This window comes from Pseudoalteromonas sp. MB47 (assembly GCF_011319765.1).
GTDB classification, from domain to species: Bacteria; Pseudomonadota; Gammaproteobacteria; order Enterobacterales; family Alteromonadaceae; genus Pseudoalteromonas; species Pseudoalteromonas simplex.
In genome coordinates this window covers 169,035-184,679 of record NZ_VFBD01000026.1, presented here as the reverse complement: position 1 = coordinate 184,679, position 15,645 = coordinate 169,035, and the positions used below count along the sequence as shown (strand labels likewise).

Genomic DNA, 15,645 nt, shown 5'->3' with positions numbered 1-15,645 from the left:
TTTTATGCATTTATGCTTGCACACACAGAGGAATGAGGATGAGTACAACTGAATACAATGGATCCGAACTAGTTGTTCGGGCACTTAAAGAATTGAATGTTAAGTATATTTTTGGCTACCCAGGTGGCTCTGTTCTTGATTTATATGACGCGTTATTTCAACAAGAAGATATTGAACATATCTTAGTACGTCACGAACAAGCAGCAACTCATATGGCTGATGGTTATGCTCGTGCTACCGGTGAAGTTGGTGTGGTGCTAGCAACGTCAGGCCCTGGCGCGACAAACTGTGTAACAGGTATCGCGACAGCATACATGGACTCTATCCCAATGGTGGTGTTATCTGGCCAAGTTCCTACTGGTTTAATTGGTGATGATGCATTCCAAGAAACAGATATTGTTGGTTGTTCTCGCCCTATCGTAAAGCACAGCTATAACTGTCGTAGCGCAAAAGATATTCCAACAATCTTAGCAAAAGCATTCTACTTAGCCAGCACAGGCCGCCCTGGCCCGGTTGTGGTTGAATTACCTAAAGATATGCTTAACCCTGAGTTAAAGTTCCCATTCGAATTTCCAAAAACAACTGAACTTCGAACTTATAACCCGAACACTAAAGGCCACTCAAAACAAATTCGCAAAGCAGTGAGCGCAATTTTAGAAGCTAAAAAACTGGTTATTTACTCAGGTGGCGGCATTATTCTATCAAATACCTCTGAGCAACTGACTCACTTGGTTGAATCATTAAACGCGCCTATCACTAACACCTTAATGGGTCTAGGTGGTATCAGCGGTACTCACCCTAACTTTATTGGTATGTTAGGTATGCATGGTAGCCTTGAGGCAAATAAAGCCATGGCAAACGCTGATGTTATTTTAGCTTTAGGTGCTCGATTCGATGATCGGGTAACGAATAACGTTAAAAAGTTCTGCCCTAATGCCACTATCGTTCATGTTGATGTTGACCCAACCTCAATTTCTAAAACAATTAAAGCGCACATCCCGGTTGTTGGCTGCTTGAAAACAGTGCTTGAGCAGTTACAAACGGCGATTGATAAGAGCCCTATTTCAATTGATCGTTCTGCACAAGAAGACTGGTGGCGTCAAATCATTAGCTGGCGTGAACAAAAATGCCTAAGCTACAGCACGGATGGCGATAAAATCAAACCACAAGCGGTTATCGAGGCAATTTACAAAGCAACCAATGGTGATGCTTACATTAGCTCTGATGTAGGTCAGCATCAAATGTTTGCAGCTCAGTATTATCCGTTTAAACACCCTCGCCAATGGATTAACTCTGGTGGCTTAGGCACCATGGGCTTTGGTTTACCTGCGGCAATGGGCGTTAAGCTTGCCTTCCCTGATAAAGAGTCTATCTGTGTGACGGGTGATGGTTCAATTCAGATGAACATTCAAGAGCTATCAACTTGCTTACAATACAATTTAGCTGTGAAAGTTGTGTCGTTGAATAACCGTTCACTGGGCATGGTACGTCAGTGGCAAGATATGATGTATTCAGGTCGTCACTCATCTTCTTACATGGAATCACTTCCCGATTTTGTGAAATTAGTAGAAAGCTATGGCCACGTAGGTATTCGCGTTGATCATATTGATGAACTACAACCTGCTATTGAAAAAGCCATGTCTATTAACGACAGACTGGTATTTTTAGACATCTGTGTAGATGAAAAAGAACATGTTTACCCTATGCAAATCAAGCTAGGGGCAGTCGATGATATGTGGTTACGTAAAGGAGTAAAAGCATAATGCGCCGTATTTTATCAATCTTATTAGAAAACGAACCTGGCTCGTTATCGCGCATTGTAGGCTTATTTTCACAGCGCGCTTACAACATCGATAGCCTGACTGTTGGCACGACTGACGATCATTCTCTTTCGCGTATTACCATTACAACCATGGGTGATGATCGCATCGTTGAGCAAATCACCAAACAGGTGAACAAGCTGGTAGATGTTCTTAAGATTATTGACTTAACCGAAATGGCGCACATCGAGCGTGAGCTATTATTGGTGAAAGTTTTTGCCCAAGATGAAACCACTCGTGCAGCGGTAACGCGTGTTGCTGATGTATTCCAAGGTGCTATTTTAGATATGGGGCGCCACAGCTACACACTGCAGCTTGTCGCGAGCACAGAAAAAATTGAATCCTTCCTTGATACTTTGCGTCATGAATCAGACATTATTGAAGTTGTACGTTCAGGTGCGGTTGGTATTGGTCGTGGTGATAAAGCGTTAAAGGCATAAGCCTTTTTCGCTAGCGCGACAAAACTCCAGATACAAAAAAAGGGCTATAAGCCCTTTTTTCAATAATTAGTAAGTTACCCTATTAAGGATTAACTTGGTCTTTAAGACCTTTACCCGCTTTAAAGCTTGGGATAGTTGCTGCTGCGATTTGGATTTCTGCACCAGTTTGTGGGTTACGGCCAGTACGCGCTGCGCGCTCTTTTACTGAGAAAGTACCGAAACCAACTAATGCTACTGAGTTACCTTCTTTAAGAGAGCTAGTAACTGCGCCAGTGAATGCATCTAGTGCACGAGTTGCTGCCGCTTTTGAGATTTCTGCATCAGTAGCAATTTTTTCAACTAATTGAGCTTTATTCATTGTTAGATTCCTATTCGTTATTATTTTGCCTTCGCAAAACCTATCTTTATGCATTTTTGAGAAGTTAGCAACAGCAAATTGCTATTTTTACGTAATTTATTCAAAAATGACTACTATTTAACTATCAATCACAAGGTTAGTGACATCAGTATTAATAAAGACTTAATTTAACTTCCATCACAAAATTTTATGATAGCCAAACCATCATTCAATTTTCTCGATAACCAAGGTAACTTCCCCGACCTCAAAGCCAAACTTATCAATAGCGGTACGGTTTATCAAGCGTGATTGTGTTACCAAGTACATCCAATCATCGAAATTTACCACTAAAGTACTACCATCATATGGAAGCTCGACAGAATATGTCCAATGGAACACGCTTCCATTGCTCTCACCCTTTGCTTCGCCAATCACATCTGATGCTGTCCCTGTGATACTGCCATCATCATTAATGGTGATGTACCAAACACGGGTTTGCGTTTCGCCATCATCATAAACAAATTGCTCGTCAATCACTCCCTGATTGCCGTTCCAAGATGCTTGCATGTCAACTACCAGCTTACGAGTTAACTCGCCCTTGTGGTCTTGCACAACGCCGTAGGCTTTGAGCTCACCACTAAAAAACTGCTTAAAGTCAAACTTAGGCTCTGTTCCGTGATAATAATCAACATCTGGCGCAGAGCAGCTGGTAATTAACAGTACCATAGCAAAAATAAAGAGTGCTTTGAGCTTAATCATGTTTCCCTCCAATAAGCTGTTTACGAAGTGATGGTTCAGACGTGTCGGCGCTTAACCAAATTGCTAAGAAGTTGTCAGCGAATCTATTATCATCGATCTGACCTAGCTTTTTATCATTAAAGTAGAAAGTACCAATTCCTTGCTCGTTGGTTTGAAACGACAAAGAATCGTTTTTTTTGATATCAGGCCAAAGGGCTAATAATTGTTTATCGTAAGCACCTACCATGTCATTGAGCTTTAAATGTTGCCATTGCTCGTTGGTTGCTTTGACGATGTCTTTCGCATCGAAATCCCGCAAATAAGTGAGTGTAAGTTTGCTGGGGTGTTGGCCAAATTGATACGAGCCCGATAGGGTCTCTAATTTGGCGTTATACACATCCCAAAACAGATACTCCATTTTCGCTTGGCCCACCGTTTTAAAGCCATTTGCATACACGCCCGCAGAGAACAATAACGCAGCAAATAAACTTAAATTAAGTGACTGTTTCATCGAATAATCCTTAAAGTTGTGTTGTAAAACACTACGAAAAACCACCTAAAACTGATCATTTAGCCGCTAAAAATCGCTTATTAATAGCGATTATCGCCATAAACATACTTGCCCAACCCAAACCATAAACGAGCCAAAACTGCCAAAGAACGAGCTCAGTATTAAGCACTTCAAAGCGCATTCCAGCATAGTAACTAGCAGGAGCAAATAGCGCGCAAACACCCCAAGCAATATACCAAGGCAGCTTTTGTAGAAAGTGCATCGAAGTATTAATGGTTAAAAGTAGTGCAGCCCAAAGTACAGCAAGCCATAGAGGAAAAGGGCTTACTTTAAAGGCAAGTAAATTTAAGCTGCTGGCAAGCCATTCATAGCCCAGTGCGAGAGGCAAACCACATAAGAGTAGCCAACTATCTTGCTGGCGTTGCTTTGATAGATAAATCATCAAAGCGACAACAGCTAAAGCGGGTATCAGAGAGTTGTGCTCAAGGAGTAAGGCCATAAACCAGACTCCTTGAAACAAAACAAAATTAATAATCGAGCGCGATATCATCGCCAGAATGGCCAAAACGAGGTTTACGGGCAACTAAGTGCACTGTACTTATAGCACGGGTTCTGAACGCACCTTCACAGTAAGCTAAATAAAATAACCATAAACGATAGAATCGCTGGTCAAATTTCACTTTATCTATTTCAGGCCAGCTAGCGACAAAGCGCTCGCGCCAATCAGCCAGTGTTCTTGCATAGTGAACACCAATATCTTTTACACTGTGCACAACCATGTCTGTTTGCTGCTTTATTTGCTTATTCATTTCGTCTAAGCAAGGCAAACAACCACCTGGGAAGATGTACTGCTGAATAAAATCGGAATTTTTGAGGTAATGGCTATAACGCTGATCAGCTATGGTGATTGCTTGAATAAGCATGGCACCACTGTCTTTTAATAAAGACTGACATTTTGCAAAAAAGCCAGGCAAATACTCATGACCAACAGCTTCAATCATTTCAATTGATACAAGCTTATCGTACTTGCCCTCTAAGAGGCGGTAATCCTGCTTTAATAACGTTATTTTATGCTCAAGGTTAAGCTCTTTAACCTTTTGTTCAACATAGGCATGTTGCTCATCAGAAATGGTGGTCGTTGTTACATGGCAATCAAAATGTGTTGCTGCATAAATCGCAAATGCGCCCCACCCTGTGCCAATCTCAATCACCGAATCACCGGGTTGTAAATCAACCTGCTCACAAATCAATGCGAGTTTGTGCGCTTGGGCTTGCTCAAGGCTAGCTTGTTTTGACGGGTAAACAGCACATGAATACAACATTTCGTCACTTAAAAATGCACTGTATAAATCGTTGCCTAAATCATAGTGCGCCGCGATGTTCTTTTTCGAACCACTGGCAGAGTTTTTATTTTTAATGTGATTAACTCGGTGCGCAATGCCACTTAAGAAGGCGAATTTTTTCTCGAATGCATCTAGCTGATCTTGATTAAGGGCAAATATTTCAATAAGTTTAGTGAGGTTGTCACAATCCCAATAGCCGAGAATATAAGCCTCTCCGGCACCCACACTACCAGATAACGCAAATGACTTATACATAGCAGCATCATTTACCGTGACCGTTGCGTGTAAATCACTTGTAATGTCACCGAATTGCTCTGTTTGGTTACCCTCTTTAAGAGTAATGCAACCGATGTTGATACTATTGAATGCACCTATTACCAGTTTTTTATAAAGCTTTGTCATCCAGCCGGTCGTTTGGGCTTGTGTTAAATTTGATACTTTTTCCATCACATCACCTAGTTGAATTCTCTTATTTGCCCGAGTGGCCAATAAATGGCACACGTTTGCAAAACAACTTCAAAGCATGAAGGTAAATACCTTTAAAAATACTTAACGTCATAGCCGGAAACTGTTTAAGCACGGCACTAACCTGCTCTTTCGTGAGAGGCTGCTTTTGCAAACGCAGGGTTGCATCAAACAAAAGAGTGTCGTCTTTTTTATTTTCAATATGAATCATGGTGTTATCAGAATTCATTCTAATATGCCAATGATAGTTCATATCTAAGTTCATGAAAGGTGATACGGAGAAAACCTTTTTAAAGTTCACTTTTTTTTCAAGGGGTACGACATAATAATGACGTTCATTCCAGGGTGTGTTGCTGACTTCAGCAAGCATGTGAGTGAACTCGCCATGACTAGTTTGGAAGAAGAAAAAGTTAACCGGGCTAAAATAAATTCCTAAACAGCGCACCTGTCCGAGCATAAAAACATGGGTAAATTGATCGTCAATGCCAAGCTCTTTAATTTTGTTAAGTGCACGCTGCTTGAGTGGCAACTGCATATCGGTTTGATAATTAAAATAGTCGCTCTGATTAAATTTAAGCGCCTTGAAACCACTTAAGCCAAGCCAAGGATGAACTCCATTAAGCTCATCAGGCTTAGCTAAATCGACCCACATCATATAAAGCGGGTATTTAAAGTGATGCTCTTTGACGGCAAAGCGCCTGTGGCGAACATCACCTACATAAATGGCGCTATTCAAACTCGACTCCGAGTTGCTTTGCCACATTTACAGCACTTCTTACACCATCTTCGTGGAAACCGTTGTACCAATAAGCACCGCAAAAATAGCTATTATTTTTACCGTCAATAAGAGACTTTTGCTGCTGAGCGGCAATCGACTGCTTATTAAATACCGGGTGATGATAGGTAAACTCGCGTAAAATTTTATCTTTATCAATGCCATCAAGGTGGTTAAGCGTGACACAAAATTGCGTGTTGCTCTTAATGCCTTGCAAAATATTCATCTGATAAGTTACAACAGCAGCTTTGTCTGTGTTGTTATTTAACAGATAATTCCAACTCGCCCATGCTGCTTTGCGTTTTGGTAGCAGTGAAGTATCAGTGTGTAGTACCACTGAATTAGCCGTATAAGGTATCGCTGAGAGAACACTTTTTTCGTCTTCGCTTGGGTCTAATAACAGCTTTAAAGCTTGATCTGAGTGGCAAGCAAACACAACTTTATCGAATGATTCACTGTGGCCATCATCAAAATGAACATGCACACTGTCATCTTTACGAGATACCGAGCTGATATTACTATTTAAACGAATTTTATCAGCAAAACCTTGGATCATAGGTTTAATGTATTCGCGAGAGCCACCCGGAATAACATACCACTGCGGACGATTAGTGATGTCCAACAAACCATGGTTATAAAAGAACTTAACAAAAAACTCTACGCCAACTTGCGCCATCTCTTTAATGCTTGTTGACCAAATAGCAGCGCCCATCGGCAAGATATAATGAAAACGGAAAAACTCGTTAAAGTCATGCTCGTCTAAAAACTCGCCTAGAGTTTGATTTTCTTTGTAATTTTTTCCAGCATGCAATGATTTACACACATCATTAAAACGCACAATGTCTTTTAAAAGTTTCCAAAATTTAGGACGAAAGATATTGCGCTTTTGTGCGAACAAGCTCCAAAAAGTGTGGCCGTTGTATTCAAAGCCCGTTTGCTCATTATGCACACTAAAGCTCATTTGGGTCTTCTGACGGTCAACGCCCAAGCGCTTTAGTAGCTTTTCAAAATATGGGTAAGTTCGGTCGTTAAAGACAATAAAGCCTGTATCAACAGCGTACTCAACGCCATCAACTTTTACGTCTATGGTTGCAGTATGGCCACCTATGTAGTCGTTTTTTTCAAATACGGTTACATCGTAGTGTTTATGCAATAGGTGTGCACAGCTTAAACCCGCTATGCCAGATCCAATAACAGCCACTTTTTTCAACGTGATAATCCTTTTGCAAGCTTCAGCCAAAGTGGCGTAGGAAGCATTCTTAAAAATTTTAAAATGAAGGTAAAACGGTGCGGAAAGTGCACTTCTTTGCGCCTTTTCGCGACCCCTTTATAAATATAATTTGCCGCTTTTTCTGCACTCACCGCCATAGGCATAGGAAAGTCGTTTTTATCAGTCAGCGGCGTTTTAACAAAACCAGGGTGAACTAAAGTGACATCGATATCTTTTAAATCAACCGCTAAGCTATTAGCTAAATAACTTACACCGGCTTTAGACGCACCATATGCTTGGCTGCGCGGTAAGGGTAAATAAGTCACACTAGAGCTTACGAGCACCAGCTGACCACCGGGCTTTATTTTTGGTAATAGCGCCTCAAGACAATAGCCCATACTGAGCAGATTGGTCGTGACTACCCGTTCAAACAAGCTACTGTCAAAATTGCGAGCATCATCAATGTACTCACAATTGCCAGCATTTAAAATAACCCGGTCAAATTGCGTATAAGCCACTGTGCTCGAACGAATATCTTGAAGGTCTGTTGCATCAAACTGGCAAGACTCAATATTTTGATGTTGGCTCAATTTAGCAAGCTTTTCTGAATTTCTACCGCATGCAATGACCTGTTCATTATTGTCTGCATAAAGCGTTGCTAATGACTCGCCAATACCTGAAGTTGCACCTGTAATTAATGTCGTCATTATGCACTCGCTCTTTTATCGATGTATTTCACAGCCGAGCCAAGCACGGGAATATGCCTGTAAAGCATAGCGCCTACGTCAAAATAGTCGCGATGATTAATTATTTTATCGCCAGCAAACTTTAAACGGCTATGGCCTGCAACCGAGATTGCTTGGCCTTTGTTAAGCTTTGGATGTCGATATTGCATAGTCCAATAGATAAACGCGATGTCGTCTTTGCCCTCGGTATTTTCAGTAACATAGCTGTCTTCAATAACAAATTCGCAAGAAAGTACATTGGCGTAAAGGTTTTTGAAGTATTCACGCAGTTCCCCAAGACCATTTACCGCATGCAAGGGATCTGCGAAATGAATATCTGTATGATAGATTTCATTAAGTAACTGTAAATTGTCTTTATTGAGTGTTTGATAAACATCAATAAACCTATCAAGGATCGCCTTGTCCATGTCACACCTTAAATGCGTTAAGCGCTCGCTCTCGTGCGGCTTTATGATCAACAATTGCTGGCCAATAACTGCTCGACTTACCCTGTTTCGCTAGATAATCATGCGGAAAATGGATTTGCTTAGCAGGTATTTTTTCCAGCTCTGGTAAATATTTACGGATAAATTCACCATCTGGATCAAACCGCTCGCTTTGGGTGATAGGGTTAAAAATTCGGAAATATGGCTGAGCATCACACCCCGTACTTGCAGCCCATTGCCAGCCACCGTTATTAGATGCAAGGTCGCCGTCTATTAGGTGGTGCATAAAAAAACGCTCGCCTTTACGCCAATCAATTAATAAATGCTTGGTTAAAAAGCTCGCAACCACCATGCGTAATCGGTTATGCATCCAGCCAGTTTGCAGTAGCTGCCTCATTGCAGCATCAACTAACGGGTAGCCTGTTTTACCTTCGCACCATGCTTTAAAGTCGCTGTCATCATCACGCCATTTCACAGCGTTGTATTTATCGTTAAAATTTTCGTACTTATTTAGGTTTGGATAAATCGAGATAAGATGGCGATAAAACTCACGCCAAATCAATTCGTTAACCCAACAAAATAAGTTACTTTTACTGCTTCGTAGTACATCTGGGTGGTGCTGTTGGATCAGTGCCAATAATTGATGAACGCTGACAATACCAAGGGCTAAATAAGGGCTTAACCCCGAGGTGCCTTTAATGCTTGGGATATCTCGTTGGTCTTGATATGTTGCGAGTTTTTCTTCAATAAAGCGCGCGCAAACGTGACTGAGCGTTTCATCATCAACAGGCCATTTTTCTGAGCTGCCGTCTGAGGCTAATAACTCACTTGGCTGCCACTCAATTGGCTCGAACATCTTCGGCGGCTCAGCAAAATAAAAGTGGGTGTCTTGATAAACTTTTAGCCATGCATTTTTAAATGGCGTAAATACTTTAAACATTTCGCCGCTTTGATTTTTGATGCTTCCCGGTGGCGCAATCACATCGCCGTCGTATGCATAAAAAGCAATCCCATAGCTGTCAGCGTGCTGTAAAAAGGCTTTATCTCGGTTTACTTCATTAAGCTCATATTCGTTGTTAGCGTAGACATTTTTTACTTGATGCTGCTCGCAAAATGACGCTAATTTTTCAACACAGCCTGCGTAATCGGCTGCATCAATAATATGTAATTCAATACCTTTGCTAGCTAAAAGCTCCCCCAAGAAGCTAAGCCTACGCTTTAATAAATCTAGCTGGATAGCAGCCACATCATGCTTTTGCCATTGCTTTTCAGTAATAAAAAATACCGCATTTCTGCAACCATTTTCGATTGCATGATACAAGGCGTCGTTATTAAAAAGGCGCAGATCGCGCCTAAACCAAAATAATGTATTCATTAAATTCCGTAGCGTAGTTTTAATTCGTTCGGATAGGGGTCAAGATACACTTGCTTAGCAAGATACTCGTTTGGATGCACTTTTAAATGATGCTTAATTAGCGTAAGTGGTACGTATAGTGGCACTAAGCCTTGGCGATATTCATCGATGGCATCACGTAGTTCTTGCTTTTCAATCTTAGAAAGCGATTTTTTAAAATAACCTTGCAAATGCATTAAGGTATTTGCGTTATTTTTACGTGAAGCCGGTTTTTTAAGGGCTGTCATTAACCCTAAAATATATTCATCAGCCAAAGTTTGGATATCTTCGCCATCAAAAGTGCCAAGTAGATTTCCTAGACTACGGTAAGCTTCGTAGTTATGAGCCATCAATAAGTACTTATATTGGGCATGAAACTGAGTCAATCGATGAACTGTGAGTGGTTGTTCGCTTAATGTTTGCCAGTGTTTGTAGGTATAAACACGCATTACAAAGTTTTCGCGAAGGTGCATATCATTTAAACGACCGTTTTCTTCGCATGGTAACAATGGGTTATGCGCCATTATTTGCTCTGCAAAAAAGCCGATACCTTCTGAGGTATTGCCAGTACCCGCTTCGTTGTAGATTTTAATACGTTCCATACCGCAACTAGGACTTTTAGCGCAAAACACAAAGCCGCTTAAATCTGCCGTTTGTTCTGTTGCAACACGTTTGCCGTATTCAGTTAATTTAGGGCCAACATCGCCAGTGCCATCTGGGCGACACACTTTAATAGTATCGCCAACACGCACTTGACGAATAGTTGGTCGAGGGATTGGCAGCCCTACCGCTACTTCAGGACAAAACTTTTTATATTCAACATGGTTAGCCAACTCATCCATGCAAAAATTAGATTTCTTGTGCCCGCTGTCAAAGCGAACCTTGTCGCCAGCTAAACAGGCACTTAAACCAATTTTAATTGTCGATTGCTGCATATAAACTCTTCTAATAGATAAGATTACCAATTGGGTTCAGTAATTTACTAATACCTTTATTGAAGTGTAGGGCACTACTAACAACTGTAAAGCACAAGCACCCTTCAATCGTTTTTGGTGTGTGATTGTGACGGCCATCTAACATCATAAAGTCACCTGGTACATAGTCTCCGTCTTCATCACTAAACTCCCCATCTAGTAATAAAGTGAGCTCAAATCCAGTATGTGTGTGCTCAGGTATTTCACCACCCGCATCAATATGCAGCAGGCTTGCTCGTAACGCGCCATCATCTAAATCAATACGAGAGCGGGCAAGCTTACCAATTTGCATAAACTTGCTGTGGCCAATACGCGTGAGCGCTCTGGGTAAGGTGTAGGTTTTGTCTTTAACATCAACCGATACCTGCGCTTGCTCGTACACTTCATCAATCGTTTCATCAGCGGTGATGGCATCAAAAAGTGTTTGATCTAACATATCATCCAAGTCGGTAGCTGATTCAGTAAATACATTGTCTGCATTTTTCGCTTCAAGCGCAGCGAGCTCTTTTTGACACACAGGACACATTTCAACATGAATAGCGACTGCAACACTCAAAGTTGCAGGTAGATTCCCTTCACTGAACTTGGCAAGTAATTCGTTGCTAGGATGGTGCTTAATCATGGTGATCTCCCATTTCATTGCGTAACTTCTGCAAGGCTAAGCGAAGACGAGATTTCACTGTGCCTACGGGAATATTTAAATGTTCAGCAAGCTGTTCTTGCGACATATCTTGGAAATATACACCGCGCACAACTTCACGTTGCGCAAGGGGTAACTTATCAAGGTATTGTTTGATCTGTTTATCTTCTAAATGGTCACTAAATTCATGCTGGCCTGGCTCGGCTTCATCAATCAATGGCCAGATATCTTCACTAATGCACTCTTCTTTAGTGCTCTTCATTTTTCTAAGCATATCGAAAGAAGCATTACGCATCACGGTATACACCCAAGTTGTCGCAGCACCTTTCTCTTTGTGGTAAAGATGCGCTTTGCGCCATACAGAGGTAAGGGTTTCTTGAACTAATTCCATCGCTTGCGCTTCAGAGCCAAATTGTTTGATTCCAAAACGTTTTATTTTTGGCGAAAAATATTGGAACAGCACAGCAAACGCACGCTTATCACGGTGCGTTGCTACAGCAAATAAGGCATCAGCAAGCTCTTTGCTTGGTGTATCTGGCATGGCAGAAAATTGACCTGTGTTAGGTTTACAACCGGTTTGAAGTTGTTGACTTACCATCTTTGTGTCATCCAATTATTGTCGTAAAAACTTATACGCCAAAAAGTTGATGTGAGATCACATTAATCAGTAAATTCGTTGTTAATTAGAGTATGGAGGAAACTTAGCAAGTTTTCAAAATTAGATTTAAAGGCAAGTTGTTGTTTTTTAACTAATGAAATAGGCAAAATTTCGAGCCAGCGGGCAACAACCCAAGCAAGGTTATCAAATTGTGGGGTTTTATAAAGACCAGCTAAATCAGGCTGATTTGCAAACACAGCACGAAGCGTGTCGCTCAATAGAGTGTTTTCGTCATTGATTGGTGTGTTTACATACCATGAAGGCGATGTAATTAGTTCGATGTCAGCATGGCGTAGTTGCTGCTTATCCTGATACGCGTTATGCATAGACACGGCATGTTCAGCATAAACATCAATTAGTAATTGGCCACTATCATCTTGATTGAAGTCGGTTATTTGCACTAAACAACCTATTTCGGGCAAGTTAAGATCTGTATCGTGTTGATAAGTGCACAGCACAAAACCTGTATTATCTTGTACCGCTTCTTTGACCATCGTTAAGTAACGCTGCTCAAAAATTCTTAGCTTGGTGAACCCTTCAGGTAAAATAAAAACCGGTAAAGGAAAAATCGCACGCTTCATAAAGTCTACTATTCTAAAACCACATGCCTTTAATTACGTGCGTTTTTAATCCGCCGATCAATATTTCATGAAATCTTAATATCTACTTTGTACTCTAGAAGTTGAACCATTGCGCAACGTTACGAAATAATTCGATTGATGCATACGCACTGAGTAAACTCAAAACCGGTGCAACCATAAGTAAAAATAAGCTGATTTCACTACTCATTGTCTTGTTTCCTTACTGCTTGTTTGTTGCTTTAGGAGCTTGAGCAATTTTTAACTCTTCTTCTTTCGAAGCAATTGCATCTTCACTCATGTAAGTATCTAGTAACTTTTGAGCATCAAACTCAATGCTGTTCATTACGCTTTCTTTCAATTCAATGCTTGCTTGTTGAACATAGCTTTTAACAGATTGTGTAATGGTGTTGCTGATATCTAATTCAAAGTCAGTAGCGCTTGCTTGAGTTGACCCTAATACAAGTAACGCAGCAGTAGTTAATTTAAGTGAGTTATTCATAGTGGTATTCCTTGTCTCTTTAAGTAATTAGTCGTAATTACTTAATCAAAGGTTGTGCCACACTGAAAATATTTTTTAATTAATTGATTTATAAGGATTTAAATATAATTTTATTTTTCAACCTCATTCAGGACTGGTTAATATAACCAACAAATTTAAATTTTTTGACCAACATTTAGTGAAAAAATAAGCATTGCCAACTTCAGCGCACACTTGTACACTGAAACTGTTTTATTCACTCATTTTTAGTAGATAGATATGACAGAACAACTCCCTTATTCACACCAAGAAGAACAACTTAATGTGCTTACTCACGGCATGGGAGTCCTGTTTTCGGTATATGTACTGTGGGACTTAATTTCACAATCTAAAGTTGTGTCAGCTACGGTAAGTGCCATCGTGTACGGCTCAAGCCTACTGGTATTATTTTTAGCCTCGACCTTATATCACGCCAGTACCAGAGAGCGTATACGAGCCATTTATAAAAAATGTGACCACTGTGCGATTTACTTGCTTATTGCCGGAACCTACACGCCTTATTTGGTTATTTCGTTATCTGGGGCTTGGGCAATTGCTGCTTTAGTGTTTATTTGGTCTTTAGCGCTTGGTGGTGTTGCATATAAATTACTGGTCAAAAACACGAATAAAAAAGTCTCTCTCGCTACCTATTTATTAATGGGCTGGTTTGCATTAGCACTTGTTTATCCACTTTATTTGAACCTTGATTTAAGCGCTTTATGGTGGTTGCTAGCTGGCGGGATTGCGTACAGTTTAGGCACAGTGTTTTACAGCGCTAAAGCCCGCCATTACAGCCATGCAATTTGGCACGTATTCGTGTTAGTTGGCTGTGTTTGTCATTACCTATCAATTAGCTTGTATGTTTATTAGTCCCACTGGTGCAGGCGCATATTAATTTTAGCCTTATTAAAGGTAACGCCTTCACTGAGTAGTTTTTGTCGTTGCTCAAGGTGTTTATTGCTGCCTTCTGGAAACGATATTTTACCCTGGCTATTAACTACCCGATGCCAAGGAATGTTTGAGCCTTCGGGCATTACTTTTAATAACCTGCCCACTAACCTTGAGTTATTAGGGTATCCTGCAAGCTTTGCTACTTGCCCATAACTGGCAACTTTTCCCTCAGGAATGGCACAAATAATGGTATAAATTAACTCTTCTTTAGTTGGCTGCTGCACGACTCGACTCCAAATAGTGTTTACTGACCTCGCTAAAATCTTGCCAAATGGCTCTTGCAACAGGCCCATGATGAACCGAATGCTGTCTAAAAACTCGAATTTCTGCGCCAAACTGGTGTTCACGATCGACAATTTTAATTTGCTGCAATAAACCAGCATCGATTTCTGCTTGGCAATGTTGCAAACTGATCATTGCCCAACCCGCACCAGAGAGTAAAAACGACTTAACACTGGTTATATCGTCAATTTTCATTAATGCAGAGCCTAAGGTATAAGAAAGCCTATCGCTATCAAAGCTCAAGTCGCTTTCAAACATGGCTAAACACGGGTAATTTTGAATTTCTGAAAAGGTGATTGAACTTGGCACCACATCAGGCGCGCTGACAATACCTATATCAAATTTACCAATTGGCAAACTTTCTAGATCCCCTGTTGCATGAAACAAATCAAACCAAGGGCCAATTCCTAAATCAGCCTCATGGCTATTAACTTGCTCAAGAGATACAAAACGTTTACCTGAAGAAATACTAAACTCTGTACTGGCAAAACGTTTAAATGTACGACTGATCACTTGGTTATAGCTGTTTTGATGACAAAGTTGCTCGTAGCATATTTTGTAATTGGCCTCATTACCTAATGCAAGCTCTTTAGCGAGTGAGCTTAACTCACTGTTTGCATTAAGCAATTGTCGGGCTTCTCGATAAAAAATTCGGCCTTTTTCAGTTAAGTGTAATCGATATTGACTACGGTCTAGCAGCTCAAAACCTAGCTCTGACTCCAGCTTCTTAATCGCTAGCGTGAGCGCAGGTTGAGTCTTATGCAATTTAAGTGCGGCTTGGCTCAAACTAGAGCTTTGCACAATAGCATCTAGAATGATTAATTGATTTAAATTCATTA

At 40.7% G+C, this 15,645-nt stretch carries 20 protein-coding genes; 3 read left to right on the top strand and 17 right to left on the bottom strand.

Translation table 11 applies throughout. From position 1 onward, the window contains the following. Positions 1-38 precede the first annotated feature (38 nt). Together IMPJCBKJ_RS14720 and ilvN are read left to right on the top strand one after the other, a co-directional pair. The gene (locus tag IMPJCBKJ_RS14720; protein ID WP_166340826.1) at positions 39-1,763 is read left to right on the top strand and encodes an acetolactate synthase 3 large subunit; all 1,725 of its coding nucleotides are present in this window, start codon (positions 39-41) and stop codon (positions 1,761-1,763) included. After that, a complete protein-coding gene (gene ilvN / locus IMPJCBKJ_RS14715; RefSeq protein WP_054551998.1) occupies positions 1,763-2,260 on the top strand; it encodes an acetolactate synthase small subunit in 498 nt (165 codons plus the stop codon). The genes IMPJCBKJ_RS14720 and ilvN overlap by 1 nt, the downstream gene beginning before the upstream one ends. Before the next feature lie 82 nt (positions 2,261-2,342). Here ilvN and IMPJCBKJ_RS14710 read toward each other — a convergent pair whose 3' ends face one another. The 15 genes from IMPJCBKJ_RS14710 to IMPJCBKJ_RS14640 all read right to left on the bottom strand — a co-directional run bounded on the left by IMPJCBKJ_RS14710 (position 2,343) and on the right by IMPJCBKJ_RS14640 (position 13,555). Next, positions 2,343-2,618 carry an HU family DNA-binding protein gene (locus IMPJCBKJ_RS14710; RefSeq protein ID WP_004586404.1) on the bottom strand — a complete coding sequence of 92 codons (276 nt, stop codon included), beginning with the start codon at positions 2,616-2,618 and terminating at the stop codon, positions 2,343-2,345. Between the two features lie 204 nt (positions 2,619-2,822). Further along, positions 2,823-3,356, bottom strand: a complete 534-nt coding sequence (locus tag IMPJCBKJ_RS14705) for a DUF3833 domain-containing protein (RefSeq protein WP_054551997.1) — start codon at positions 3,354-3,356, stop codon at positions 2,823-2,825. Beyond that, the gene (locus IMPJCBKJ_RS14700) at positions 3,349-3,846 is read right to left on the bottom strand and encodes a chalcone isomerase family protein (RefSeq protein ID WP_166340825.1); all 498 of its coding nucleotides are present in this window, start codon (positions 3,844-3,846) and stop codon (positions 3,349-3,351) included. Before IMPJCBKJ_RS14700 ends, IMPJCBKJ_RS14705 begins: the two co-directional genes overlap by 8 nt. 55 nt (positions 3,847-3,901) lie before the next feature. Next, complete coding sequence (locus IMPJCBKJ_RS14695; protein WP_166340824.1) at positions 3,902-4,396, bottom strand: DUF2878 family protein; 495 nt, start codon at positions 4,394-4,396, stop codon at positions 3,902-3,904. Then, positions 4,374-5,636 carry a cyclopropane-fatty-acyl-phospholipid synthase family protein gene (locus tag IMPJCBKJ_RS14690; protein WP_166340823.1) on the bottom strand — a complete coding sequence of 421 codons (1,263 nt, stop codon included), beginning with the start codon at positions 5,634-5,636 and terminating at the stop codon, positions 4,374-4,376. Before IMPJCBKJ_RS14690 ends, IMPJCBKJ_RS14695 begins: the two co-directional genes overlap by 23 nt. A gap of 22 nt (positions 5,637-5,658) precedes the next feature. Beyond that, a complete protein-coding gene (locus tag IMPJCBKJ_RS14685; protein WP_166340822.1) occupies positions 5,659-6,390 on the bottom strand; it encodes a DUF1365 domain-containing protein in 732 nt (243 codons plus the stop codon). Further along, positions 6,383-7,639: an FAD-dependent oxidoreductase gene (locus IMPJCBKJ_RS14680; RefSeq protein ID WP_166340821.1), complete on the bottom strand. Its 1,257-nt coding sequence runs from the start codon at positions 7,637-7,639 to the stop codon at positions 6,383-6,385. The genes IMPJCBKJ_RS14685 and IMPJCBKJ_RS14680 overlap by 8 nt, the downstream gene beginning before the upstream one ends. Then, complete coding sequence (locus IMPJCBKJ_RS14675; RefSeq protein ID WP_054551991.1) at positions 7,636-8,346, bottom strand: SDR family NAD(P)-dependent oxidoreductase; 711 nt, start codon at positions 8,344-8,346, stop codon at positions 7,636-7,638. The genes IMPJCBKJ_RS14680 and IMPJCBKJ_RS14675 overlap by 4 nt, the downstream gene beginning before the upstream one ends. Next, on the bottom strand, positions 8,346-8,792 hold the full coding sequence (locus tag IMPJCBKJ_RS14670) for a nuclear transport factor 2 family protein (RefSeq protein WP_054551990.1): 447 nt from the start codon (positions 8,790-8,792) through the stop codon (positions 8,346-8,348). The genes IMPJCBKJ_RS14675 and IMPJCBKJ_RS14670 overlap by 1 nt, the downstream gene beginning before the upstream one ends. Position 8,793: 1 nt before the next feature. Next, positions 8,794-10,185: a deoxyribodipyrimidine photo-lyase gene (gene phrB / locus IMPJCBKJ_RS14665; protein WP_166340820.1), complete on the bottom strand. Its 1,392-nt coding sequence runs from the start codon at positions 10,183-10,185 to the stop codon at positions 8,794-8,796. Further along, the gene (locus IMPJCBKJ_RS14660; RefSeq protein WP_054562362.1) at positions 10,185-11,138 is read right to left on the bottom strand and encodes a DUF523 and DUF1722 domain-containing protein; all 954 of its coding nucleotides are present in this window, start codon (positions 11,136-11,138) and stop codon (positions 10,185-10,187) included. Before IMPJCBKJ_RS14660 ends, phrB begins: the two co-directional genes overlap by 1 nt. Positions 11,139-11,148: 10 nt before the next feature. Next, a complete protein-coding gene (locus IMPJCBKJ_RS14655; protein ID WP_166340819.1) occupies positions 11,149-11,799 on the bottom strand; it encodes a ChrR family anti-sigma-E factor in 651 nt (216 codons plus the stop codon). Continuing rightward, a complete protein-coding gene (locus IMPJCBKJ_RS14650; RefSeq protein ID WP_166340818.1) occupies positions 11,792-12,415 on the bottom strand; it encodes a sigma-70 family RNA polymerase sigma factor in 624 nt (207 codons plus the stop codon). Before IMPJCBKJ_RS14650 ends, IMPJCBKJ_RS14655 begins: the two co-directional genes overlap by 8 nt. 62 nt (positions 12,416-12,477) lie before the next feature. After that, positions 12,478-13,056 (bottom strand): LON peptidase substrate-binding domain-containing protein, encoded by a 579-nt coding sequence (locus tag IMPJCBKJ_RS14645; RefSeq protein WP_138599476.1) that lies wholly within the window; start codon positions 13,054-13,056, stop codon positions 12,478-12,480. A gap of 220 nt (positions 13,057-13,276) precedes the next feature. Further along, positions 13,277-13,555 (bottom strand): hypothetical protein, encoded by a 279-nt coding sequence (locus IMPJCBKJ_RS14640; RefSeq protein WP_054551984.1) that lies wholly within the window; start codon positions 13,553-13,555, stop codon positions 13,277-13,279. Positions 13,556-13,813: 258 nt separating this feature from the next. Between IMPJCBKJ_RS14640 and IMPJCBKJ_RS14635 the strand changes: the two genes are divergently transcribed. Further along, complete coding sequence (locus IMPJCBKJ_RS14635) at positions 13,814-14,443, top strand: hemolysin III family protein (RefSeq protein ID WP_166340817.1); 630 nt, start codon at positions 13,814-13,816, stop codon at positions 14,441-14,443. On the opposite strand, the gene IMPJCBKJ_RS14630 is transcribed toward IMPJCBKJ_RS14635, so the two are convergent. Both IMPJCBKJ_RS14630 and IMPJCBKJ_RS14625 read right to left on the bottom strand, forming a co-directional pair. After that, entirely contained in the window at positions 14,440-14,748 is a 309-nt protein-coding gene (locus tag IMPJCBKJ_RS14630) for an MGMT family protein (protein WP_346774164.1), read from the bottom strand. The two genes, IMPJCBKJ_RS14635 and IMPJCBKJ_RS14630, sit on opposite strands and share 4 nt — an antisense overlap. Further along, positions 14,732-15,643 carry a LysR family transcriptional regulator gene (locus IMPJCBKJ_RS14625; RefSeq protein WP_166340815.1) on the bottom strand — a complete coding sequence of 304 codons (912 nt, stop codon included), beginning with the start codon at positions 15,641-15,643 and terminating at the stop codon, positions 14,732-14,734. Before IMPJCBKJ_RS14625 ends, IMPJCBKJ_RS14630 begins: the two co-directional genes overlap by 17 nt. Between the last annotated feature and the right edge of the window lie 2 nt (positions 15,644-15,645).

What these genes read in the sequence shown, in the direction of transcription:
- IMPJCBKJ_RS14720 (WP_166340826.1), top strand. Translation starts at nt 39, where the DNA reads ATGAGTACAACTGAATACAATGGATCCGAACTAGTTGTTCGGGCACTT.
- ilvN (WP_054551998.1), top strand. Translation starts at nt 1,763, where the DNA reads ATGCGCCGTATTTTATCAATCTTATTAGAAAACGAACCTGGCTCGTTA.
- IMPJCBKJ_RS14710 (WP_004586404.1), bottom strand. Translation starts at nt 2,618, where the DNA reads ATGAATAAAGCTCAATTAGTTGAAAAAATTGCTACTGATGCAGAAATC.
- IMPJCBKJ_RS14705 (WP_054551997.1), bottom strand. Translation starts at nt 3,356, where the DNA reads ATGATTAAGCTCAAAGCACTCTTTATTTTTGCTATGGTACTGTTAATT.
- IMPJCBKJ_RS14700 (WP_166340825.1), bottom strand. Translation starts at nt 3,846, where the DNA reads ATGAAACAGTCACTTAATTTAAGTTTATTTGCTGCGTTATTGTTCTCT.
- IMPJCBKJ_RS14695 (WP_166340824.1), bottom strand. Translation starts at nt 4,396, where the DNA reads ATGATATCGCGCTCGATTATTAATTTTGTTTTGTTTCAAGGAGTCTGG.
- IMPJCBKJ_RS14690 (WP_166340823.1), bottom strand. Translation starts at nt 5,636, where the DNA reads ATGGAAAAAGTATCAAATTTAACACAAGCCCAAACGACCGGCTGGATG.
- IMPJCBKJ_RS14675 (WP_054551991.1), bottom strand. Translation starts at nt 8,346, where the DNA reads ATGACGACATTAATTACAGGTGCAACTTCAGGTATTGGCGAGTCATTA.
- IMPJCBKJ_RS14670 (WP_054551990.1), bottom strand. Translation starts at nt 8,792, where the DNA reads ATGGACAAGGCGATCCTTGATAGGTTTATTGATGTTTATCAAACACTC.
- phrB (WP_166340820.1), bottom strand. Translation starts at nt 10,185, where the DNA reads ATGAATACATTATTTTGGTTTAGGCGCGATCTGCGCCTTTTTAATAAC.
- IMPJCBKJ_RS14660 (WP_054562362.1), bottom strand. Translation starts at nt 11,138, where the DNA reads ATGCAGCAATCGACAATTAAAATTGGTTTAAGTGCCTGTTTAGCTGGC.
- IMPJCBKJ_RS14655 (WP_166340819.1), bottom strand. Translation starts at nt 11,799, where the DNA reads ATGATTAAGCACCATCCTAGCAACGAATTACTTGCCAAGTTCAGTGAA.
- IMPJCBKJ_RS14650 (WP_166340818.1), bottom strand. Translation starts at nt 12,415, where the DNA reads ATGGTAAGTCAACAACTTCAAACCGGTTGTAAACCTAACACAGGTCAA.
- IMPJCBKJ_RS14645 (WP_138599476.1), bottom strand. Translation starts at nt 13,056, where the DNA reads ATGAAGCGTGCGATTTTTCCTTTACCGGTTTTTATTTTACCTGAAGGG.
- IMPJCBKJ_RS14640 (WP_054551984.1), bottom strand. Translation starts at nt 13,555, where the DNA reads ATGAATAACTCACTTAAATTAACTACTGCTGCGTTACTTGTATTAGGG.
- IMPJCBKJ_RS14635 (WP_166340817.1), top strand. Translation starts at nt 13,814, where the DNA reads ATGACAGAACAACTCCCTTATTCACACCAAGAAGAACAACTTAATGTG.
- IMPJCBKJ_RS14625 (WP_166340815.1), bottom strand. Translation starts at nt 15,643, where the DNA reads ATGAATTTAAATCAATTAATCATTCTAGATGCTATTGTGCAAAGCTCT.